Genomic DNA, 22,256 nt, shown 5'->3' with positions numbered 1-22,256 from the left:
CGGTAGACAGACTTACATATTTTCGATCATGACCTGACCGAAGCCGGAGCACGAAACCTGAGTTGCGCCTTCGAGCAAGCGCGCGAAGTCATAAGTGACTTTCTTGGACAGAATCGATTTTTCCATGCTGGAAATGATCAAATCGGCGGCTTCTGTCCAGCCCATGTGACGCAGCATCATTTCGGCGGAAAGGATTTCGGAACCTGGGTTCACGTAATCTTTACCGGCGTACTTGGGTGCTGTGCCGTGCGTGGCTTCAAACATGGCGATGGAATCGGACAAATTGGCACCCGGAGCAATACCGATACCGCCAACTTGCGCGGCAAGTGCGTCGGAGACATAGTCGCCATTGAGGTTCAGCGTGGCGATGACATCGTATTCCGCCGGACGCAACAGAATTTGCTGCAGGAAGGCATCGGCGATCACGTCTTTAACCGTGATTTCGCGGCCGGTTTTTGGGTTCTTGAATTTGCACCATGGGCCGCCGTCGATGAGTTGCGCACCGAATTCTTTCTGTGCAAGCTCGTAACCCCAGTCGCGGAAGCCACCTTCGGTGAACTTCATGATGTTGCCCTTGTGCACCAGCGTGACCGACGACTTGTCGTTATCGATGGCGTATTGGATGGCCTTGCGTACCAGGCGTTGTGTGCCCTCGCGCGACACAGGCTTGATGCCGATGCCCGACGTTTCAGGGAAACGGATCTTGTTGACGCCAAGTTCATTTTGCAAGAAATCGATGAGCTTCTTGGCGTTGGCGCTTTCCGCTTCAAATTCAACGCCTGCATAGATGTCTTCCGAGTTTTCACGGAAGATCACCATATTGGTTTTCTCTGGCTCTTTGACTGGGGAAGGCACGCCCTTGAAATACTGGATGGGGCGCAGGCAGACATACAGATCGAGCTGTTGGCGCAATGCCACGTTCAGCGAACGGATACCGCCGCCGACCGGCGTCGTAAGAGGACCCTTGATGGAAACAACGTAGTCCTTCACCGCTTCCAGCGTTTCTTCAGGCAGCCAGACATCAGGGCCGTAGATTTTGGTGGATTTTTCACCAGCGTAGACTTCCATCCAGTGGATCTTGCGCTTGCCACCGTACGCCTTGGCAACTGCAGCGTCAACGACTTTGAGCATGACGGGCGTGATGTCGGCGCCAGTGCCATCGCCTTCAATAAAAGGGATAACGGGTTCGTCGGGGACGTTGAGCGAAAAATCGGCATTAACCGTGATTTTTTGGCCCGCTGCGGGTACCTTGATGTGCTGATAGGACATGGATGCTCCAGTTGTGCTCTATAAGGAGTAGGAATCGGATAAACGCCAAACTAAAATAGGCAGTCTTATATAAGAGTAGTTTATCCTAAATCGCGATCTGTTTTTAGCCCTAAAGCATACTGCGTCCCGCCTCGACATCAAAGAGGCTTTAAAATGGACGTTTTTACCGAGCAATGTGGTGGCAAACCACGGGATGTCTTATGTTCAATCCATCGCGCGAACAGGTGCGGCAATTTTTCACCGAGGCGTGGAGCAAGCGCAAGGCGGGTGGCGTCTTGACGCCGCTGGAAACCATGGCAATCGACCTGGTCGAATTGCACCCGGAATATCATGCAGACCTGAACAATCCCGAAATCGCGCAAGCTGATTTTTCAGTAGAAGGAGGCCGGACCAACCCGTTCCTGCATTTGTCCATGCACCTGGCCATCAATGAACAATTGTCCATAGACCAGCCGCCGGGCATCCAGAAGGCGTTCCAGGGCCTGCTGGCTACGCGCGACGGCCACGAGGCCGCGCACGTCATCATGGAGGCCTTGGGGGAAGTGATTTGGGAAGCCCAGCGCCTCGGTACACCGTTCGATAGCGACAAGTACCTGGAGCTGATTCGTCGCCATGCGACCCGGGGATAAGGGACGTAAAACAAGCCGGATTAGGGCAGAAGGCCCGTAATCCGGCAGCCCACTACTTGCGTATGGCCAATGGCGACTCGAGGCTGGACAGCCAAGCCGCGATGTTTGCAATATCCGTCGTCGAAAGCGGCGCCGCCATGGCGCCCATTACGGCGTTCTTGCGGATATTCGCCGAAGCCGGAGCGCCGCTTCCGCCGCGCTGGTACGAGCGCAACGCATGCCGCAGGTAATCTTCATGCTGTCCGGCCAGTATCGGATACGTCGGCAACACCGAAGTCTTGGCATCGGCACCATGGCAAGAGGCACAGGCGAATTTTTCGAAAGCCGCTTTACCGGCGGCAACATCGGCGGCAACCGCGCCTGACGCAAAGGTGAACATGGCGGAGGCCGCCAGAGCGAATGACAGTTTTTTCATGCAAGCCCCCGATTATTTAAGACTGGAGTAGTAGGCAGCCAAGTCGGCCATGTCTTGCGGCGACAGGCTTTGCGCGATGGCTTCCATGGTGGGGAACGAGCGGCCTCCGTTGGCATATTCATTCAGCGCGGCAACAATATATTCGGCGTTCTGGCCGGCAATCATGGGCACGTGATAAACCTCTGGGAAACTGGACTTGTAGCCCGGAATGCCATGGCAACCGATACACATGGAGACCTTCGACAGAGCGGCCTTCGCGTCGCCCACAGGCGCGGCATCCGCCGCGAGGGCTTGGCCCGCATACACACAGGAAGCCATAACGGCCAGCGCAGCAAAGGTGCGCGTCAGGGGGGTTCGCAGCTTCATAATAGCTCTTGTTAGACAGTGAATAACTGTTGATTTATGTCAAGCAACCAACGAAAAATGAAGATTGTACGATAATTGAAGCTAACGATACACGAATGTCCTTCGACTTGGTAATGCCGACTACATATCTGGAACGAAATAAATGACCTCTGCCGCCGTCCCTTCTCCTTCCGAACGCTTCACCGGCACCGAGCGCTATGTAGCGACTGCCGACCTTAAATTGGCCGTTAATGCCGCGTTGACGTTGCAACGTCCCTTGCTGATCAAGGGAGAACCGGGCACAGGCAAGACCATGCTTGCCGAGGAAGTTGCCGCGGCACTGGGCCGGCCTTTGCTGCAATGGCATATCAAATCCACCACGAAGGCGCATCAAGGCCTGTACGAATATGATGCCGTTTCACGCCTTCGCGATTCGCAACTGGGCGACGAGAAAGTACGGGACATCAGCAACTACATCGTCAAGGGGACGCTTTGGCAAGCCTTCGAGGCCGACGAGCCTGTGGTGATGCTGATCGACGAGATCGACAAGGCCGATATCGAGTTCCCCAACGATTTGTTGCGTGAGCTGGATCGCATGGAGTTTCACGTCTATGAAACCCGCCAGACCGTGCAAGCCAAGCACCGCCCACTGATCATCATTACGTCCAATAACGAAAAAGACTTGCCGGACGCCTTCCTGCGGCGCTGCTTCTTTCACTACATCAGCTTCCCTGAGCGCAGCACGATGCAGGAGATCGTGGCAGTCCACTACCCCTCAATTAAAGAAGATGTCTTGCGGGCGGCACTGGATACGTTCTTTGCGCTACGGGAGGCGCCCGGACTCAAGAAGAAGCCGTCCACGTCTGAATTCCTCGACTGGCTGCGCTTGCTCCTGAACGAAGCCGTGTCGGCTAAAGACATCAGCAGCACAACGGGCGACCTGCCTTTAATGGCCGGAGCATTGCTCAAGAACGAACAAGACATCACGCTGCTGCAACGCCTGGCGGCGATGACACGAGTCGGCCAGCGTCGTTGAACGTTGCCTACCTGCCCAGACCACTTTTCAAGATGGAACAACGCGACATGACTTTGAGCCCGAGCTTTCGTGAAGTGCCGATGCCTGTAACGCTGGAAGGCTACGGCGTTAAGCTCATTCCCATGCAAGAAGAGCACGCACCCAGCCTCGAACTCGCGGCGGCCGATGGCGAGCTGTGGCGGCTGCGTGTCACCTCGGTGCCCGAGCCCGGCGCGGCAGCAGCCTATGTAGACACGGCACTGGAGGGCCAGCGCGACGGCCACATGCTGCCTTTTTCAATCATCGAGCAGCAAAGCGGCGACATCATAGGCTGCACGCGCTATCACGATATCGTCCCCGCTGTGGCACGGCTGGAGATTGGCTACACCTGGTATGCCAAACGCTGGCAGCGCACCCACGTCAATACGGCCTGCAAATTGTTGTTGCTGCGCCATGCGTTCGACCATCTGGGTGCCATGATCACCGGCTGGCGCACCGACAACTACAATTTTGCGTCGCAGCGCGCCATCGAACGATTGGGGGCACGCAGAGACGGCGTCCTGCGGCATCATGCCTTGCGTCGCGACGGCACCGTGCGCGACACGGTCATGTACAGCCTTCTGGCCGGCGAATGGCCGGAAGTCGAGAAACACCTGGAATATCAACTGAGCCGGCGCCATGCTGATTGACTTCTTCTATCACTTGCGGGCACGCAAGCTTCCGGTATCGGTGCAGGAATACCTGACCTTGCTCAGCGCCTTGCAAACCAACTTGATGCCGCCCAGCATCGACGATTTCTACCACCTGGCCCGCATGACGCTGGTTAAAGATGAAACCTTGTTCGATCGTTACGACCAGGCCTTTGGCGAGTTCTACCACAGGCTGCAGGCAGCGATACCGGCCGACAAGGAAATTCCGCTGGACTGGCTGATCAAGGAGCTTCAGAAAAACCTCAGTCCTGAAGAAAAAGCGGCCATCGAAAAACACGGTTGGGACAAGCTCATGGAGCTCTTCAAGGAGAGACTGGAAGAGCAAAAAGAGCGCCATGCCGGTGGCAACAAATGGATAGGCACTGGTGGGTCGTCAGCGTTCGGACACGGCGGCTATCATCCGGAAGGCATAAGGGTGGGCGGCCCGTCGGCGGGAAACCGGACCGCCATCAAGGTATGGGAAAAGCGCGAGTATCGCGATTACGACGATCAGCAGGAGTTGGGCACGCGCAACTTCAAGATGGCACTACGGCGCCTGCGCCGCTTTGCGCGGGAAGGCGCCGATCTGGAACTGGATCTGGACCATACGATTGCCAGCACGGCAAAGAATGCCGGCTTTCTCGACCTGCAAATGGTGCCCGAGCGGCACAACACCGTCAAAGTGGTGATGCTGCTGGACGTGGGTGGCAGCATGGATGACCATATTGCGCGTGTCGAAGAACTGTTTTCAGCTGCCCGTAGCGAATTCCGCCACCTGGATGTGTACTACTTTCACAATTGTCCGTACGAATCCCTTTGGCAGAACAATCGGCGCCGTACCGCGGAGCGCTTCGATACCTGGGATATCCTGCGCAAGTACAACGATGACTGGAGGCTTATCATTGTGGGCGATGCAACCATGAGCCCTTACGAGATCCTACAGCCCGGTGGTTCCGTCGAGCACTACAACAAAGAAACCGGCGCGGCCTGGCTGCAGCGGCTGCTCGAGAACTGGCCCAAGTCGGTGTGGCTGAATCCCGAACCCGAAGCCTATTGGCAGTATCGGCAATCCATCGCTATCATTAAGAACATCATGCACGAGCGCATGTATGGGGTAACCGTAAGTGGCCTGGAAAAAGCCATGCGCGCGCTCTCGAAATAGTACGCAGGAAAACGCCCCCGCCGAAGTCTGTTAAAAAGACCACGGTACCTTTGCCCTCTCTACTCGGATATTTGCGCATGCTACTGTCGCTTTCGGAAATCAAAGCCCGTTTGCTAGCCTTGCTGGTGTTGGCCTTCATGGCATCGCCCGCAACGGCCCTGGACCTTCCATCGGGCATGACGCAAGTCACATCCATCGAAGGCGTCACGGAATACAAGCTGGACAATGGCCTGCGGGTGCTGTTGGTACCGGAAGGATCCAAGCCCACCACCACCGTCAACATGACCTACCTGGTCGGGGCACGGCATGAAAACTATGGCCAGACCGGCATGGCGCATTTGCTCGAACACATGCTGTTCCGTGGCACGCCCACCATGCGCAATGCATTGGCCGAATTTTCCAAACGAGGACTGCAGGCCAACGGCTCGACCACCAGCGACCGCACGAATTACTACGCCAGCTTTGCTTCCAGTCCGGAAACCCTGGAGTGGTATTTGCGCTGGCAAGCCGATGCCATGGTCAACTCTCTTATTGCGAAAGAGGACTTGGACTCTGAAATGACTGTCGTGCGCAACGAAATGGAACGGGGCGAAAATAGTCCCTTCCAGGTCTTGATGCAGCAAATGCAAGCGACCTCGTTTCGCTGGCACAACTATGGCCACAGCACCATAGGCGCGCGTTCCGACGTTGAGAACGTCGACATCGGCCAATTGCAGGCCTTCTACCGAACCTACTACCAGCCGGATAATGCCGTGCTGATTGTGTCGGGTGGATTCGACCCGGCCGAAACACTGCAAACCATTGCCGAGGCATTCGGAAAAATCCCTCGTCCCGAGCGCAAGCTGCCACCCGAATACACGGTGGAACCCGTCCAGGATGGAGAGCGGCAAGTCACACTACGCCGCCAGGGCGGCAGCCCACTGGTCGCCGCCATGTACCACGGGCCTGCGGCATCCAGTCCTGACTATACGGCGCTGGACCTAGGCGTAGGCATACTCGCCGATACGCCTTCGGGCCGCCTGTACCACGCACTCGTCGGGAATAACCTCAGCACCGACATTTTCGGCTTCACCGCCGGGCTGAACCAGCCGGGCTACGTTTTCTTCGGCGCCCAACTGCAACAAGGCATGGATCAGACCAAGGCGCTGCGCACACTCGAGGATACCCTTGATTCGGTGGCGTCCAAACCTTTCGCCGATTCGGACCTGGACCGCATACGTAATAAGTGGCTGACAGATTGGGCGCAGACTTACGCGAATCCGGCGGACATGGCGTCAGCCTTATCCGAAACCGCCGCTGACGGCGACTGGCGTCTCTTTTTCCTGCAGCGCGACCAGGTAAAAAACGCGCAGCTCTCCGAGGTGCAGCGCGTTACGGCTGCCTACCTGGTTCCCAGCAACCGTACCAATGGCTTGTATATTCCCACTGAACAACCCGCTCGCGCGCCGCAAGCCGTAAAAATCGACCTCGAAGCCCTGCTGAAGGACTACAAGGGCGAAGGAACCGGCGAAGCCATTGCCGCGTTCGATCCCAGTCCCGCCAATATCGATGCAATGACCCAACGCGCGCCGCTGGTGCTGCCCAACGGTGAGGTAAAGCTGGCTCTCTTGCCTAAGCCCACGCGCGGCGACCGCGTCGAAGCCAATTTGTTGCTTCAGTTCGGCACCGCCGACGCCCTTAAAGGCAAGCGCGCGATTTCCGGCGCCACGGCCTCCCTGCTCGAACATGGCACACGCAGCATGTCGCGACAGGAAATCCAAGACAAATTCGATGCCCTGCACGCCAATGTCAGCTTCGGCGGCGAAGCCGGTGTCGTAGCGGTGGACATGTCGACGACAAAAGAACATTTGCCGGCCCTTACCGAACTGGTGTTGCATATACTTCGCGAAGCCAGCTTTCCTGAAAGCGAACTCATTGAATACCAGCGCCAGGCAAGTACCGCCATCAAGAATGCCATGTCGGAACCCAGCGCTCTTGCGTCGCGCAAGCTCGCCCGCCACGACAACCCATGGCCGCGGGACGACGTACGTTACACACCGAGCTTCGACGAAGCACAAAGTGACATTGCGGCCATTACGCAAAAAGACCTTGTCGACTTCCACTCGCATTTCTATGGCGCCGGCACCATCGAATTCGCCGCGGTAGGTGCCTTCGACCCGAAGGCCGTCAAGGCTGCCCTGGGCAAGGGCCTGGAGGGATGGACCAAGGCTCCTGCCTACGAGCGCGTGGCACACCCCTACAACCCCGTAGCGCCCGCACAATTCGATATCAACACGCCGGACAAGGCGAATGCGTTTTACCTCAGCAAAATGCCCTTGAAGCTGCAGGACACTGATCCGAGCTACCCAGCCCTGTATTTGGCCAACTATCTGTTGGGGGGTTCCGAAACATCCCGCCTGTGGACACGGGTACGGGTTCAGGAAGGCCTGTCTTACGACGTGCGCAGCGGTCTGGATGCGTCGTCCTTCGAACCGTCGGGTGGATGGACGATCTATGCCATTCATGCACCCGAGAATAGCGGCCGGCTCGAGAACGCACTGGCCGAAGAACTTCAGCGTGCACTCAAAGACGGTTTCACGCAGGAAGAAGTCCAGGAAGGGATTAACGCGCTACTCAATTACCGCAAGCTTGCCCGCACACGAGACGGCGTACTGGCCTCGGCGTGGATCAATTACATGCAACTGGACCGCAGTTTCGAATGGTCGGAAAGAATAGATAAAGCGCTTGCCGCTTTGACCGTGGAAGATGTAAATGCCGCGCTACGCGCATCGCTTGATCCTGCCGGCTTCAGCACTGCCGTGGCAGCCGACGAGAAAAAGCAGAAACCGGAATAGCGCCGCAGCGCTACTCCGGCATCCTGGATCAGGAAAAGAAACTTTTCACCCGATCGGTCCAGGATTCGCTTTTGGGCGAATGCTTTTCACCGCCCTGCGTCAATGAGGTTTCGAACTGGCGCAGGATCTTCTTTTGCTCTTCGCTCAGGCGTACCGGCGTCTCTACCGATATGTGGCAATACAAATCGCCGGGATAACTGGCTCGCAGACCCCGTATGCCCTTGCCACGCAGCCGGAAGGTCTTCCCTGTCTGGGTTCCCTCAGGTATGGTAATGGCGCCTCGTCCCGATAAGGTGGGAACTTCGAGCTCACCGCCCAGCGCAGCCGTCGTAAACGGAATAGTCAACTCGCAGTGCAGGTCCTCGCCGTCGCGCTGGAAGATTCCGTGCGGCTTCAAGTGGATTTCAACATAGAGGTCACCCGGAGGGCCTCCATTCACGCCTGGTTCGCCGTTGCCCGACGACCTGATACGCATGCCGTCGTCGATACCCGCCGGGATCTTGACCTGCAAGGTCTTATTCTTGCGCGTCCGGCCGACTCCGTCACAGGCCACGCAAGGCTCAGTAATTTCCTTGCCCCGGCCATGGCAGGTCGGGCAGGTTTGCTGCACACTGAAAAAGCCTTGCTGCATGCGCACGGTGCCACTGCCATCGCAGGTATGGCACGTCTTGGCATGAGTGCCGGGCTTTGCGCCTGAACCATGACAGACATCGCAGCTTTCCCAGCTGGGAACGCGGATTTCCGTATCGAAACCGTTGGCGGCTTGCTCCAGGCTGATGTCCAGTGTGTACTTGAGGTCCGCACCGCGATACACCTGTGCGCCGCCGCCACGACGGCCCGCACCACCGAAAATTTCGCCGAAGATATCGCCGAAGGCATCGGCAAAACCAGCCCCGCCCATGCCGCCCGCCCCCGCATTGGGATCGACGCCGGCGTGGCCGAACCGGTCGTAGGCGCCCCGCTTCTGTTCGTCGGACAGCATCTCGTAAGCCTCTTTGGCTTCCTTGAATTTTTCTTCCGACTCTTTACTATCCGGATTGCGATCCGGATGGTATTTCATAGCCAGCTTGCGATAAGCTTTTTTCAGTTCTTCGTCGGAGGCATTTTTTGCCACCCCAAGGACTTCGTAATAGTCGCGTTTTGCCATTTGAATTGCTTGCGTCTGAGACGTCTATTCGTTGTGCATGAACAAGAACGCCCGATTTCCGGCATTACACCAGAAACCGGGCTTGAAACCACTACAACCAGACTTTACTGATCGCGCTTGACTTCTTTGAAGTCGGCATCGACCACGTTGTCGTCCGCAGGTTGTGCGGCTTCTTCCGAACCTTGTGACGCAGCGGCTTGTGCCTGCATGTCAGCATACATTTTCTCGCCCAGTTTCTGCGAAACAGTGGAAAGCGCTTCCACCTTGGCATCGATAGCGGCCTTGTCGCCATCTTTCAACGTGTCCTCGAGGTCTTTGATTGCAGACTCGATGGATTCCTTTTCGGAGGCTTCAAGCTTGTCGCCGTATTCTTCCAGCGATTTACGGGTGGAGTGCACCAGTGAATCGGCCTGGTTGCGAGCCAATGCAAGCTCGGCGATACGGTGATCTTCTTCGGCGTTGGCCTCGGCATCTTTCACCATGCGTTCGATTTCCTGGTCGGTAAGACCCGAATTAGCCTTGATGGTGATCTTGTTTTCCTTGCCCGTGCCTTTGTCTTTGGCCGACACATGCAAGATACCATTCGCATCGATATCGAAAGTCACCTCGATTTGCGGCGTGCCACGGGTTGACGGCGGTATGCCTTCGAGGTTGAACTCGCCCAGGCCCTTGTTGCCGGCCGCGATCTCGCGTTCACCCTGGAATACCTTGATGGTAACGGCAGGCTGGTTGTCGTCCGCCGTGGAGAACACTTGCGAGAACCGGGTAGGAATCGTGGTGTTCTTCTGGATCATCTTGGTCATGACCCCGCCCAACGTTTCGATACCCAGCGACAACGGCGTCACGTCGAGCAGCAAAACGTCTTTGCGGTCGCCCGACAACACGGAGCCCTGGATAGCAGCGCCAGCCGCGACAGCTTCGTCGGGGTTGACGTCTTTGCGTGGTTCCTTGCCGAAAAATTCTTTCACCTTCTCCTGGACCTTGGGCATGCGCGTCATGCCGCCCACCAGAATCACGTCATCGATGTCCGACGCTTTGATACCGGCATCCTTGATGGCGGTGCGGCACGGGGCGATGGTGCGCTCGATGAGTTCCTCGACGAGTGCTTCAAGCTTGGAGCGCGTGATCTTCAGGCTGAGGTGCTTGGGACCGGAGGCATCTGCCGTGATATAGGGCAGGTTGATTTCGGTCTGTTGCGCCGAGGAAAGTTCGATCTTGGCCTTTTCAGCCGCTTCTTTCAGGCGCTGCAAAGCCAGCATGTCTTTCGCAAGATCGACTCCGCTTTCTTTCTTGAACTCGCTGATGATGTATTCGATGATGCGCTGGTCGAAGTCTTCGCCGCCCAGGAACGTATCGCCATTGGTCGACAGTACTTCGAATTGCTTCTCGCCATCGATATCGTTGATGTCGATGATGGAGATATCGAACGTACCGCCACCCAGGTCATAGACCGCGATCTTGCGGTCGCCCTTTTCCGTCTTGTCCATGCCGAATGCAAGGGCCGCAGCGGTGGGCTCGTTGATGATGCGCTTGACGTCCAGACCCGCGATACGGCCGGCATCTTTGGTGGCCTGGCGCTGGCTGTCGTTGAAATAGGCGGGAACCGTAATGACAGCCTCGGTGACTTCTTCACCAAGGTAGTCTTCCGCGGTCTTCTTCATTTTGCGCAGCACATCGGCCGATACTTGTGGCGGCGCGAGCTTCTTGCCCTGGGCTTCGACCCATGCGTCGCCATTGTCGGCCTTGACGATGTGATACGGCATGAGGTCGATGTCTTTCTGTACCGCCTTTTCTTCGAACTTGCGGCCGATGAGGCGTTTGACCGCATAGAGCGTGTTCTTCGGGTTGGTGACCGCCTGACGCTTGGCCGGCGCTCCCACCAGGATTTCCCCGTCTTGCAAGTAGGCGACAACTGAAGGCGTAGTGCGCGTGCCTTCCGCGTTTTCAATGATTTTGACCGTGCTGCCGTCCAATACAGCGACGCAGCTGTTGGTCGTGCCCAAGTCAATACCGATAATCTTGCCCATAATTTATCATCCTGCTAAAGAAATTTTTAATTTGGAAAACTGCTTGAATAGGTCACAAATGGGGATACGGCGGATAATTTCAAGCCATATCGTCCATTTTTTACGATTCTTGCGACGTTTTGCCTGCTGACACCATTACAAGGGCGGGACGCAGGACACGGTCGGCGATCGTATAGCCCTTTTGCAGCAATTGCGCGACCGTGCCTTCAGGCAGGTCGGACGGTACAGTGGAAATAGCCTGATGCTGATGAGGATCGAAGGTGGCGCCGGCATCGGGTGCCACTTCCCTGAGCAGGTTGCGTTCGAAGGCGGCGTTCAACTGGCGCAGCGTGACTTCGACGCCATCTTTCCAGGATTCCGCGGTTTGCCCGGTTTGTAACAATGCAGCCTCGAGGCTGTCGCGTACCGGTATCAAGCTCTCGGCAAATGATTCCGTACCAAATTTTCGCGCCTTGGCAACGTCGTCGGCGGCGCGTCGGCGGATGTTCTCGACATCGGCCTTGGCGCGCAGCAATTCGTCGTGATACTGAGCCACTTTCTCCTGCGCCTCGGACAATAACGTTGCCCAGTCTTCCTGAGCCTGTACTTCGGTTTCCTGGACCTGGTCCTGGCCGTTGTCGCCCTCGAGCTGTTCTGAGGTATCAACAGACGGATTGTTCTTCGGATCGAGGGACTCGTTGGGTGCCGACATAAAAAATCTCCACATACTAAATATTCAATTCAACAAAAATGGGGGCAACCGCCCCCGTTTCAAGCCCTGTAATCACGGCGTGCAGCCGGCGGGAATACCTTGATGCAGATAGCCACCTGCGGATCGACGAAAATCAAGCGATCCAGCCGCCCAGGTTGGCGCGAACCAGGTCAGCCAGGCTGGAAATCCACAGTGGGTCGTCGTTCAGGCACGATATATAGCGAAACTGTTGTCCACCCTCGCCCAGAAATGCGTCGCGGCATTGCATCTGGATTTCTTCCCGGGTCTCAAGACAATCAGCCAAAAAGCCCGGGCACATGACGTCCACATGGGTAACGCCTTGCCTGGCCCATTCGCGCAACAAGGGTTCAGTATAAGGCTCAAGCCACTTCTCGGCGCCAAACCGGCTCTGGAATGAAACATGGACCAGGCCCGCATCCGGGCCCAACCGGCGTTTGAGCAACAGCACGGTTTCCATGCAATCGCGGTGATAGGGGTCGCCCTGCTGTATCGTGCGGCGTGGAAGTCCATGGAAACTGAGCAACAAGCGTTGCGGCTTTCCGTGCAAGGCCCAATATTCCGTGGCCTGCTGGGCGAGCGCATCGATGTAACCCGGATTGTCGTAATAGCGTTTCACAAATCGCAATTCGGGCTGGTTGCGCAGCGTTGCTGCATAAGCAGCGACCGCATCGACCGCGGTCGCCGTGGTGCTTGCGGCATACTGCGGATACATGGGAACGACCAGAATGCGTTCGCAGCCCTTGGCCCGCAACGTGTTCATGGCGCTGGCGATCGACGGGTTTCCATAGCGCATGCCGAGTTCCACATGGGCGTCAACGCCCCCTTCGGACAGATGCCGTTGCACGCCCTGGGCCTGGGCCTGGCTCCAGACCAGCAATGGCGAGCCCTGCTCAAGCCAGATTTCCTTGTAGCGGGGCGCCAGCGCCTGGGGACGCCGGGTAAGAATAAAACCGCGCAGGATAATCTGCCATATCCAGGAAGGAATTTCGATGACACGGGGGTCGGAAAGGAACTCGGCAAGATAACGGCGTATGGATTTTGCCGTGGGCTCGTCGGGGGTGCCAAGGTTGATGAGAAGTATGCCTACCGGCCCTGCCTGGCGCAGTGGCGGCTCGCCATCAAGGGCATGCGGGTCGGCGGGTTCGGGCAAATAGCGCGGAGGAAACAGCTGGGTCATTATCTATAACTCGTTCGAGCGCAACAGGAAGAAAACAGAGACCGCCAGGAACTGCCGGCAAGCCTTCAGGACTGATTGTGGCTAAGCGCATTCGACAACATGCGCGCGGTAATGTCCACGATGGGTATGACGCGTTCGTATGCCATGCGCGACGGGCCTATGACGCCCAGGGTGCCCACGATCTTGCCGTCGACGCCATAAGGCGCAGTAATGACCGAGACATCATCCACCGGCATCAATTGCGAATCGCCGCCGATATAGATCTGCACACCTTGCGCCCGGCTGGACACGTCAAGCAGCTGCAAAAGATCCGTTTTCTTTTCAAACAATGAAAACATGCGTCGCAGGCGGTCCATATCGGTGGCAATCTCGGATATATCCAGCAGCTTGCTTTCGCCGGAGATGACCAGGCTTTCATCATCATCCGTGCTTGCGGTACCGGCTTCGACCGCGGCTTGCATCAGCCGCGAGATATCGGCCTGCAGCGACGACAGCTCATCGGCAATAGATAGCCGGACCTGGTCGAAAGACATGCCGGCAAAGTGTTGATTGAAGAAGTTGCTGGCTTCGAGCAGCTCCTGTTCCAGGTAATCGCGCGCCACGAACAGGATTCGGTTCTGAACGTCGCCATCGGGCGTGACAATAATAAGCAAAACCCGCTTTTCGGAAAGACGTATGAATTCGATCTGGCGGAAGACCTGGGCCCGTTTGGGCGCAAGCACCACGCCGGCAAATTGCGACAGGTTCGATAGCAAGGCCGCGGCCGCTGTGACCGCTCGGCCCGGCTCGGCCATAGGCAGAATCTGGCGGATATGGCTTGCGGGCAGCACGTCGAAACGCTGCACCGCAAGCAGGCGATCAACAAACAACCGATAGCCCTTGGGCGTGGGTATGCGGCCGGCGGAAGTATGAGGGCTATGGATAAGTCCCAGATCTTCGAGGTCGGCCATGACGTTGCGGATGGTCGCCGGCGATAAATCGAACATCTTTGACAAGGTACGGGAACCCACCGGCTGTCCGTCCGCAATATAGCGTTCTATCAGCGCTTTCAAGAGCGCGTTGGCTCGATCATCCATGACTATATTTCGGTAACGTTGTAAAAAGTGGTTTTTCTACCTACAGCCATGTAGCCGCAGGGACCATATAATCAATTAATCCCTATTATTCCATCAATCATCAAGGTGTTTACCTTATGCACTTTAAAACCGTTGCGCTCATCGGCAGATATCAAGACAGCGGGCTTGATGCGCCTTTGCGCAAACTTGCCGACACGCTGCATGCGGCCGGCTGCAAAGTGCTCATCGAAGCCGATACCGCCACAAACACCGGCATTACCGAACATACCGTCGCCGATTACCAAGCCATAGGGCAGCAAGCCGATCTGGCCGTGGTCATGGGCGGGGACGGAACCATGCTGGGCGCGGCCCGCCAATTGGCGGTCACTCAGGTGCCGCTAATCGGCATAAACCACGGCCGCCTGGGTTTTATCACCGATATTCCGTTGCACAGCGCCAACGATGCACTGGCCAGCGTCCTGAAGGGTAACTTCGAAATCGAAGAACGCATGCTTCTCGAAAGCCGTGTCGTGCGCGACGACGAAATCATGTTTTCGGGCGTGGCCGTGAATGACGTCGTGCTCAACCGTGCGGGCCGCGGCGGCATGATAGACGTTCGCGTCGAACTCGACGGTGTTTTCATGTACAGCCAGCGTGCCGACGGCCTGATCGTGGCAACGCCCACCGGCTCCACAGCTTATTCGCTGTCTGCCAATGGCCCTATCGTGCACCCGCAGCTCAATGCCATCCTTCTGGTACCGGTTGCGCCGCAAACGCTTTCGAATCGCCCTATCGTCCTGCCCGATACCGGAACGCTAAGCCTTACCATCAACGCCTTGGGCAGGGTTGAATCCGGGGCCAGTGTCCACTTCGATATGCAAACCTGGTCCGATTGCCAGCCCGGCGACCGCATCGACGTACGCCGGGCCCAACATACGGTCCGTTTCGTCCATCCTACCGGATACAGCATTTTCTCGACACTGCGTCGGAAACTGTACTGGAACCACATGCCCCAACCCTCAGACGAGGTCGAATAATACATGCTGCGTACCTTGCATATACGCGATTTTGTCATTGTGGACCAGGCCGAGATTCAGTTCGAATCCGGTTTCACCGTTTTTTCCGGTGAAACCGGTGCAGGCAAGTCCATTCTTATCGACGCCCTTTCACTGGCACTGGGTGCGCGCAGCGACATCAGTGTACTGCGCGAAGGCGCCAGCCGAACCGATATTTCGGCCGTCTTCGATCCGCCCGATTCGCTGCACGCCTGGCTGCAGGAACATGAATTCGATACCGACGATGCGTTAGTCATGCGCCGGGTCCTGGACAATCAAGGGCGCAGCCGAGCCTTCATCAACGGCTTGCCTGTCACGCTGGGGCAGCTGCGCCAACTCGGCGAACAATTGGTGGACATCCACGGCCAGCATGCCCATCAAAGCCTCTTGAGAACATCCAGTCAGCGCGACCTGCTTGATGCTCAAGGTGGCCACCTGCCTTTGTTGCGGGAAGTCCAGCAAGCCTGGCAACAATGGCAGCAAGCGCAAAAAGCGTTGACCGCGGCACAACAAAACGCCGCGGTACTCCAGGAAGAACGCGAGCGGCTCGAATGGCAATTGTCCGAGCTTGACCGCCTGGCCCTCAAGAAGGGCGAATGGGACATCATCACGAATGACCATAATCGGCTGGCCCATGGGCAAGCGCTGCTCGATGGCGCCACGCAGGCCCTTGCCGCCCTCAGCGAAGAAGACGGCTCGGCGCAGCACGCGCTCAACACCGCGTCTACCCAACTCCGACAATTACTGCGCCACGACAACCAACTGCAAGGCGTATACGACTCAATAGAATCGGCCCGTATCGCAAGCGCCGAAGCGGTCTCCGACCTGAACAGCTACCTGGACAAGCTGGAACTCGACCCGGCCGGTCTTGCGCACGCCGAGCAACGGCTGTCCGCAATCTTCGACATGGCCCGCAAATTCAAAGTCGAACCGGAAGAACTGCCTGCGCTGCAGTCAGCCTGGCAGGCCCAACTTGCCGATAGCCGCAATGCCAGCGACATCGAAGCACTGGAAAAGCAGACAGACGAATGGCGCGAACACTACGCGTCCCTGGCGGCACGACTCAGCAAGGCCCGCCACGAGACCAGCAAAATGCTCACGAAGCACGTCACCGACGCCATGCAGACCCTGGCCATGAAAGGCGGCGTGTTCGAGGTCAAGCTTACGACCTCTGAACCATCTTCACATGGTGATGAGTCTGTTGAATTTCTCGTAGCCGGCCATGCCGGCACACGGCCAAAACCTCTGGCCAAAGTGGCTTCCGGCGGCGAACTGGCACGCATCTCGCTGGCTCTCTCGGTCATCGCGAGCCAGGCGGCACGCGTGCCCACGCTTATCTTCGATGAAGTCGACACCGGAGTAGGAGGAGCCGTCGCGGATGTTGTCGGAAGGCTGCTACGAGAATTGGGCGAACGCCATCAGGTGCTTTGCGTCACCCACCTTCCGCAAGTTGCGGCACGGGGCATGCACCACTACGAAGTCAGGAAATCCACATCAGGTTCCAGCACGGTGTCGCTGATTCAAGCCCTGGACCAACCTGGCAGGGTCAACGAAGTGGCCCGGATGCTGGGTGGTTTGAAAATCACCGAAACCACGCGCAAGCACGCCAAGGAAATGCTGCTGGCCGAATAAACCGAACAGCATGGCCCCTACGGCGCGCATGCGCGGAATGTTGCCCCGGCATTAAGCGTGTTTGGCTCTATTTCGCGGGGCGAGGCGAACATTCAGGGCAAATACCGTACAGCAGCATTGTGTGGCTTTCAAGATGGAAGCCTTGGTCCTTGGCCACTTTATGCTGGCGCTTCTCGATTTCATGGTCGGTAAATTCAACCACCTTTCCGCAATTGGTGCAGATCAAGTGATCGTGATGATCGCCATCGTTGAGTTCGAACACCGCCTTGCCGCCATCGAACTGACTGCGCACCAAAATGCCTGCCTGTTCGAACTGCGTAAGAACGCGGTAGACCGTGGCAAGTCCAATATCGACATCTTCGGCGATCAAGGCGCGATAGACGTCTTCGGCACTTTGATGCCGCAGGTCGGCACGCCTGAAAATATCGAGAATCTTGAGACGCGGAAACGTCGCCTTCAAGCCCATATTCTTCAATTCACTTTGGTCATTCATAGCTAAAATGTCTCTGGCGGTAATGGTGTTGTCCGGGCGCGGGCAGGTTGCCGTACGCCCAACGCTGACTAACGCTAATATGCGTTTATTCTTAAACCTTTATGATAACGGTTTTATTCGATCCGAATATAACAGGGGCGCTTCGTGGTAACGACTGCAAAACCAATATTTTCAAAAATTCGCACCGGCGTGGCGGTAAGTGTACTGGCCATGGCTCTTTCGGCCTGCGGAACGACGAACTGGGGCTTTCCATATCGCCCCGATGTTCAGCAAGGCAACTGGATCACTTCCGAACAAGTCGCGCAGCTCCAGCAGGGCATGACTCGGGAACAGGTGCGTTTCATCCTTGGAACACCCACTTTGCAGGATATTTTCCGTAGCGACCGCTGGGACTATCCTTACTTCCTCAAGCCCGGTTACGGCGAACAAGAGGAACGCAAGTTCACCGTCTGGTTCGAAGGCGACGGCCTCGTGCGCTGGGAAGGCGACGAACAACCCGACAGACAACCGTTCCAGAAGGCCGACACGGGTCGTGACAACATCGGCGCTGAATCGGAAGGCGACGATAACGAAGCAGCCGCCAATACCGAGCCGGAGGCCGAACCCGCCCCCATTCCGGGCGCCAACAGCGTCGAACCGCTGCGCTAGGGGACACAATGCGTATTGCTATTGCAGGGGCCGACGGTCGTATGGGCCGCATGCTTATCGAGGCCATCGTCGAATGCCCCGATCTGGAATTGACCGTTGCGCTCGATCGAGCCGGTTCATCGTCCATCGGCCAGGATGCGGGTGCATTCCTGGGCCGCGACACGGGCGTGCCAATTTGCTCCGACCTCGACGCCTTGGCGCGGGCCGATTGCCTGATCGACTTCACTCGTCCCGAAGGGACACTGCTGCATTTGCAGGCCTGCGTAAAGCACGGCGTGAAATGCGTCATCGGAACCACCGGCTTCACGGACGAAGGCAAGCAGGCCATCCAGGCGGCAAGCCAAAAGATAGCGGTCGTATTCGCACCCAACATGAGCGTAGGCGTCAATGCCACGCTTAAGCTGCTCGACATGGCAGCCCGCTTGCTCAACAGCGGCTATGACGTCGAAGTGTTCGAAGCACATCATCGCAACAAGGTCGACGCGCCATCCGGAACAGCCCTGGCCATGGGCGAGACCGTAGCGTCGGCATGGGGGAAAAAACTCGACGACGTCGCCGACTGGGCGCGTCACGGCGAAACCGGCGCACGCGAAACCGGGCACATCGGCTTTTCGGTGCTGCGTGGAGGCGATATCGTAGGAGACCATACTGTGTATTTCTGCGGCGCCGGCGAACGTATTGAAATCACGCACCGGTCCAGCAGCCGTTCCACCTATGCGCAAGGCAGCCTGCGTGCGGCACGCTATCTGGCCCGCAAGCAGTTCGGACTGTTCGACATGCAGGACGTCCTGGCTAACTGACTGGCACCGGCTCCTGCTCAAGGAGCACGCCAAACCGGTTCATGACATCGGCCCGTATCGATTCAGCGAGTCGTTTGATATCGTGGGCCGTCGCTCCACCATAATTGACCAGCACCAGGGCTTGGCGTTCGTGTACCCCGACGGCGCCGACACGCCGCCCTTTCCACCCCGCGCGATCAATCAGCCATCCGGCAGCCAGCTTGTACAGCCCGCCGTCCTGAGGATAGGCGACCATCTCAGGGGCGGTGGCCTTGATGGACTCATACTGCGCCAGCGTAACAATAGGATTCTTGAAAAAGCTGCCTGCATTGCCCAGAACAGCAGGATCGGGCAGCTTCTGCCGCCGAATCTCGCACACCGCATCGAAAACCTGTCGCGGCGTGACCGAGGAAGCGGCCCTTTGTAGTGCGGGATGCCGCCGTAAATCCGGATAGTCCAGCGAAGGATGCCACTGCTTCGGCAATTGAAAACGCACTTTCAAAATCAGCCACCTGCCCGGTGCGGCTTGCTTGAAAAAGCTATTGCGATACGAGAACCGGCAATCGGCAGCGTCCATGTCGACCATCCGGGCTTCATGCATATCCCACGCTACCAAGCTGTGAAAACGTTGATCCAGTTCGACGCCATAGGCGCCGATATTCTGCACGGGCGCCGCCCCCACCGTGCCCGGTATCAGCGCAAGGTTTTCAAGCCCGTTCCAGCCGCGGTCCACACAGCCGGATACGAAGGCATGCCAGCTCTCGCCGGCATGTGCCTCGACGATTATTTCGGCGTCGGTTTCGCTATGGACGCCTACCCCCGTCGATTCGACCTTGATCACTAAGCTCTCCAGGAGAGACTCCAGGACCACATTGCTACCACCGCCCAATACGAATACTGCGGGGTACCCGCGGCATATGTCTGAAAGCTCCGGCAACTGACTTGCCGTGCGATAACGAGTCATTGCTTTCGCGCAGGACCGCAGCCCCAGCGTATTGAGGGAAACAAGGTCGATAGTAGAAATTTCCAGCAAAATTCAGCCTGAAGTAATTTGCGATTTGACAGGGCCCCATGCACCTGTGCTATTATTTTGTTCTTCGCTAAATATTACTAGATTTTTAACGAGCTTTTTGGCCTTACGCAATGAGCCCAGCCAATACCGTTTTATACGGGTGGCAAATTGCAAAAGCCAGCGAATCAAAGCGATTTGCGCAACGTAAAAAAAACGGTTAATATGCGGGACTTCTTTCAGAGCGGTTCTAAACAAACCCCGATGAAAGCAGTAAATGCAGTACCCAAGCGGGAATAGCTCAGTTGGTAGAGCGCAACCTTGCCAAGGTTGAGGTCGCGAGTTCGAGCCTCGTTTCCCGCTCCAAATTCTAAAAAGGCCCAAACTTCGGTTTGGGCCTTTTTGTGCGCGCCGACGTTTCGGTGGGACGATGTAGGAATACAAGCAATGGAAACCGCATTAATCCTATTGTTGGCCCTCGCGGCATGGCAGGTGTTGCGCGTACTTTACCAGCGCGCGCATATTGCCTTGCTGGGGCGTCATTTAGCCAGTTTGCAGCTTGAACGTCATATGGAAACACTGACGCAAGGCTACACGCGCGCCATCCAGGAAGAGGATGAAACGCGCCAAGTCCAGGTACTGAAAAGCTTCGATTTGACCGAACGCGCAGTGGCGGCACAGGTACAGTCACTGGCCGACGCCATGCAGAAAGAAAGCACACTGGCCGCCGGCATGGGTGCGCTCCCGTTTTGCGTGCCTTATGCCGAGCGTTTTCTTCCTGCGGCGTCGCGGGATTTTCGCGAGCTGCTGCAAATCCATGCAGCCGGCTTGCGCCATGCGGTGGATAACGAAGGCCGCTGGGATGCAAAACAACGCGCCTACCACCTCTCGGCAGAACTGTATCTGTTCCAGCATAGTTGCCACTGGTTCTGCAAATCGCGCGTTGTAGCCAATGCGCGATTGCTGATGCGGCATCAAGTCGATCATCAGAAAGTGCTGGATTCGGTGTCTGCCGTGACCCGCTCGTCTTATCTGCAATGGTTGCGGGGCACCGATGCGCATCAACGCGACAGCATTTGATCTCATGGCCAGTGCCATCCTGGGCCTCGTCGGGTATTTCCTGCGTAATACGGAAATGCCTATGGCGCCTTTAAAAACAAGATTGCGAATGTAAAACGCTATGGCTTCGGCATGGCCTTGATCACTTGGACCAGGCTCTGGCCCTCTTGACCATGAAGTCGATTAAAGTGCGTGTAGCGAGCGTTTGGTAACGTCCCGGCATCCGCAGCAGGTACATACGAGTTCCGAATACACTAAGGCGCCATTCGGTCAACGATGTCACCGCACGTCCCTCCGCGACATCATGTGCAACCACGTACTCGGGAACCAGCCCAACACCCAGGCCACCCAACACAGCCTCTCTCAGGAACTGAAAGTTCTCTGACGCCAAGGTCGGATGCAGCGTCAACTGGTGTGATTCTTCCCCGCGGTAGGCGGAGACCCGCAGTTCCCTTCCTACCGCTGCGGATGTAATCACCGGCATGTGTGGCAAATCGGCGGGATGTGCAGGCATAGAATGCGTACGCGCGTAGTCGACGGCGGCGCATACCACATAACGAACTCTTGCCAACTCCACCGCAACCATCTGCTCTGGTGGCTCAGACATCACTCTGATTGCTATGTCGACCTCTTCCCGCAATAGGTCATCCACCCGATTTTCAAACAAGAGGCTAAGTGATATATCAGGATACTCTCGCTTGAAGTCGATCAACCAGCTGGACATCACCAAGCCTCCAAAGCCGGTCGGCATGCTCATTCGCACAGACCCATGCAAACCTTTGCCAAGCGACGCTACTGATTCCTTGGCGGCCATCAATTCGTCACGGATGATGCAGCCGTGTTGGTAGAGGCGCAAACCGACTTCAGTAAGCTCCAGCCGACGGGTCGTGCGACGCATGAGTTGCTGACCCACCGACTTTTCCAATTGTGCGAGGTGATAGCTGACGTTGGCTCGGCTCATCTTTAATCGGCGTGCAGCCAGACTTAGATTGCCTGCGTCTACGATATCGACAAGTAAAGCTAGGGATTGCACATTCATAGATAATTTGTTCTGTTTTTTTGAACATGATGTTCAAATTATTGGCTATTGTCCAAAATGATCGAT

21 protein-coding genes and 1 tRNA gene are annotated in these 22,256 nt (G+C 56.8%); 11 read left to right on the top strand and 11 right to left on the bottom strand.

Translation table 11 applies throughout. The features are described 5' to 3' along the window. Window positions 1-12 precede the first annotated feature (12 nt). Window positions 13-1,269 carry an NADP-dependent isocitrate dehydrogenase gene (gene icd, locus CR159_RS00555; RefSeq protein ID WP_102072054.1) on the bottom strand — a complete coding sequence of 419 codons (1,257 nt, stop codon included), beginning with the start codon at window positions 1,267-1,269 and terminating at the stop codon, window positions 13-15. A 200-nt stretch (window positions 1,270-1,469) separates the two neighbouring features. Between icd and CR159_RS00550 the strand changes: the two genes are divergently transcribed. After that, window positions 1,470-1,898 carry a DUF1841 family protein gene (locus tag CR159_RS00550; protein ID WP_102072053.1) on the top strand — a complete coding sequence of 143 codons (429 nt, stop codon included), beginning with the start codon at window positions 1,470-1,472 and terminating at the stop codon, window positions 1,896-1,898. 52 nt (window positions 1,899-1,950) lie between these two features. Here the strand turns inward: CR159_RS00550 and CR159_RS00545 are convergent, their stop codons facing one another. Next, the gene (locus CR159_RS00545) at window positions 1,951-2,313 is read right to left on the bottom strand and encodes a c-type cytochrome (protein ID WP_102072052.1); all 363 of its coding nucleotides are present in this window, start codon (window positions 2,311-2,313) and stop codon (window positions 1,951-1,953) included. A 12-nt stretch (window positions 2,314-2,325) separates the two neighbouring features. Next, entirely contained in the window at window positions 2,326-2,679 is a 354-nt protein-coding gene (locus tag CR159_RS00540; RefSeq protein ID WP_102072051.1) for a c-type cytochrome, read from the bottom strand. 142 nt (window positions 2,680-2,821) lie between these two features. On the opposite strand from CR159_RS00540, the gene CR159_RS00535 reads away from it, so the two are divergent. The 4 genes from CR159_RS00535 to CR159_RS00520 all read left to right on the top strand — a co-directional run bounded on the left by CR159_RS00535 (window position 2,822) and on the right by CR159_RS00520 (window position 8,358). Further along, complete coding sequence (locus CR159_RS00535; protein ID WP_102072050.1) at window positions 2,822-3,694, top strand: AAA family ATPase; 873 nt, start codon at window positions 2,822-2,824, stop codon at window positions 3,692-3,694. 47 nt (window positions 3,695-3,741) lie between these two features. Then, complete coding sequence (locus CR159_RS00530) at window positions 3,742-4,362, top strand: GNAT family N-acetyltransferase (protein WP_199173189.1); 621 nt, start codon at window positions 3,742-3,744, stop codon at window positions 4,360-4,362. Beyond that, a complete protein-coding gene (locus CR159_RS00525) occupies window positions 4,352-5,524 on the top strand; it encodes a vWA domain-containing protein (RefSeq protein ID WP_102072049.1) in 1,173 nt (390 codons plus the stop codon). The genes CR159_RS00530 and CR159_RS00525 overlap by 11 nt, the downstream gene beginning before the upstream one ends. An 83-nt stretch (window positions 5,525-5,607) precedes the next feature. Then, complete coding sequence (locus tag CR159_RS00520) at window positions 5,608-8,358, top strand: M16 family metallopeptidase (protein ID WP_439650482.1); 2,751 nt, start codon at window positions 5,608-5,610, stop codon at window positions 8,356-8,358. A 28-nt stretch (window positions 8,359-8,386) separates the two neighbouring features. On the opposite strand, the gene dnaJ is transcribed toward CR159_RS00520, so the two are convergent. The 5 genes from dnaJ to hrcA form a co-directional block, all read right to left on the bottom strand. Then, window positions 8,387-9,505, bottom strand: coding sequence for a molecular chaperone DnaJ (gene dnaJ / locus CR159_RS00515; protein WP_102072047.1), 1,119 nt, complete (start codon window positions 9,503-9,505; stop codon window positions 8,387-8,389). Between the two features lie 104 nt (window positions 9,506-9,609). Then, the gene (gene dnaK / locus CR159_RS00510; protein WP_102072046.1) at window positions 9,610-11,532 is read right to left on the bottom strand and encodes a molecular chaperone DnaK; all 1,923 of its coding nucleotides are present in this window, start codon (window positions 11,530-11,532) and stop codon (window positions 9,610-9,612) included. Between the two features lie 100 nt (window positions 11,533-11,632). After that, a complete protein-coding gene (gene grpE, locus CR159_RS00505; RefSeq protein WP_102072045.1) occupies window positions 11,633-12,223 on the bottom strand; it encodes a nucleotide exchange factor GrpE in 591 nt (196 codons plus the stop codon). Window positions 12,224-12,356: 133 nt separating this feature from the next. After that, a complete protein-coding gene (gene hemH / locus CR159_RS00500) occupies window positions 12,357-13,421 on the bottom strand; it encodes a ferrochelatase (RefSeq protein ID WP_102072044.1) in 1,065 nt (354 codons plus the stop codon). A 65-nt stretch (window positions 13,422-13,486) separates the two neighbouring features. Continuing rightward, entirely contained in the window at window positions 13,487-14,497 is a 1,011-nt protein-coding gene (gene hrcA / locus CR159_RS00495; RefSeq protein WP_102072043.1) for a heat-inducible transcriptional repressor HrcA, read from the bottom strand. Between the two features lie 116 nt (window positions 14,498-14,613). Between hrcA and CR159_RS00490 the strand changes: the two genes are divergently transcribed. Both CR159_RS00490 and recN read left to right on the top strand, forming a co-directional pair. Further along, the gene (locus CR159_RS00490; protein ID WP_102072042.1) at window positions 14,614-15,513 is read left to right on the top strand and encodes an NAD kinase; all 900 of its coding nucleotides are present in this window, start codon (window positions 14,614-14,616) and stop codon (window positions 15,511-15,513) included. Window positions 15,514-15,516: 3 nt separating this feature from the next. Continuing rightward, window positions 15,517-17,163 carry a DNA repair protein RecN gene (gene recN / locus CR159_RS00485; RefSeq protein ID WP_102072041.1) on the top strand — a complete coding sequence of 549 codons (1,647 nt, stop codon included), beginning with the start codon at window positions 15,517-15,519 and terminating at the stop codon, window positions 17,161-17,163. A gap of 67 nt (window positions 17,164-17,230) precedes the next feature. On the opposite strand, the gene fur is transcribed toward recN, so the two are convergent. Beyond that, window positions 17,231-17,656, bottom strand: a complete 426-nt coding sequence (fur, locus tag CR159_RS00480) for a ferric iron uptake transcriptional regulator (RefSeq protein ID WP_102072040.1) — start codon at window positions 17,654-17,656, stop codon at window positions 17,231-17,233. 210 nt (window positions 17,657-17,866) lie between these two features. On the opposite strand from fur, the gene CR159_RS00475 reads away from it, so the two are divergent. After that, on the top strand, window positions 17,867-18,304 hold the full coding sequence (locus CR159_RS00475) for an outer membrane protein assembly factor BamE (protein WP_102072039.1): 438 nt from the start codon (window positions 17,867-17,869) through the stop codon (window positions 18,302-18,304). A gap of 8 nt (window positions 18,305-18,312) precedes the next feature. After that, window positions 18,313-19,104: a 4-hydroxy-tetrahydrodipicolinate reductase gene (dapB, locus tag CR159_RS00470; RefSeq protein WP_102072038.1), complete on the top strand. Its 792-nt coding sequence runs from the start codon at window positions 18,313-18,315 to the stop codon at window positions 19,102-19,104. Here dapB and murB read toward each other — a convergent pair. Next, complete coding sequence (gene murB, locus CR159_RS00465; RefSeq protein ID WP_439650481.1) at window positions 19,097-20,119, bottom strand: UDP-N-acetylmuramate dehydrogenase; 1,023 nt, start codon at window positions 20,117-20,119, stop codon at window positions 19,097-19,099. The genes dapB and murB overlap by 8 nt on opposite strands. Before the next feature lie 263 nt (window positions 20,120-20,382). Between murB and CR159_RS00460 the strand changes: the two genes are divergently transcribed. Together CR159_RS00460 and CR159_RS00455 are read left to right on the top strand one after the other, a co-directional pair. After that, a tRNA-Gly gene (locus tag CR159_RS00460) sits at window positions 20,383-20,458 on the top strand. An 81-nt stretch (window positions 20,459-20,539) separates the two neighbouring features. Further along, window positions 20,540-21,172 (top strand): hypothetical protein, encoded by a 633-nt coding sequence (locus CR159_RS00455; protein ID WP_102072037.1) that lies wholly within the window; start codon window positions 20,540-20,542, stop codon window positions 21,170-21,172. Between the two features lie 121 nt (window positions 21,173-21,293). Here CR159_RS00455 and CR159_RS00450 read toward each other — a convergent pair whose 3' ends face one another. Continuing rightward, window positions 21,294-22,190 carry a LysR family transcriptional regulator gene (locus CR159_RS00450; RefSeq protein ID WP_102072036.1) on the bottom strand — a complete coding sequence of 299 codons (897 nt, stop codon included), beginning with the start codon at window positions 22,188-22,190 and terminating at the stop codon, window positions 21,294-21,296. Window positions 22,191-22,256 lie beyond the last annotated feature (66 nt).

The sequence above is a fragment of the Pollutimonas subterranea genome, from assembly GCF_002849655.1.
Taxonomy (GTDB): domain Bacteria; phylum Pseudomonadota; class Gammaproteobacteria; order Burkholderiales; family Burkholderiaceae_B; genus Pollutimonas; species Pollutimonas subterranea.
This window is presented reverse-complemented; position numbering and strand designations above follow the sequence as displayed.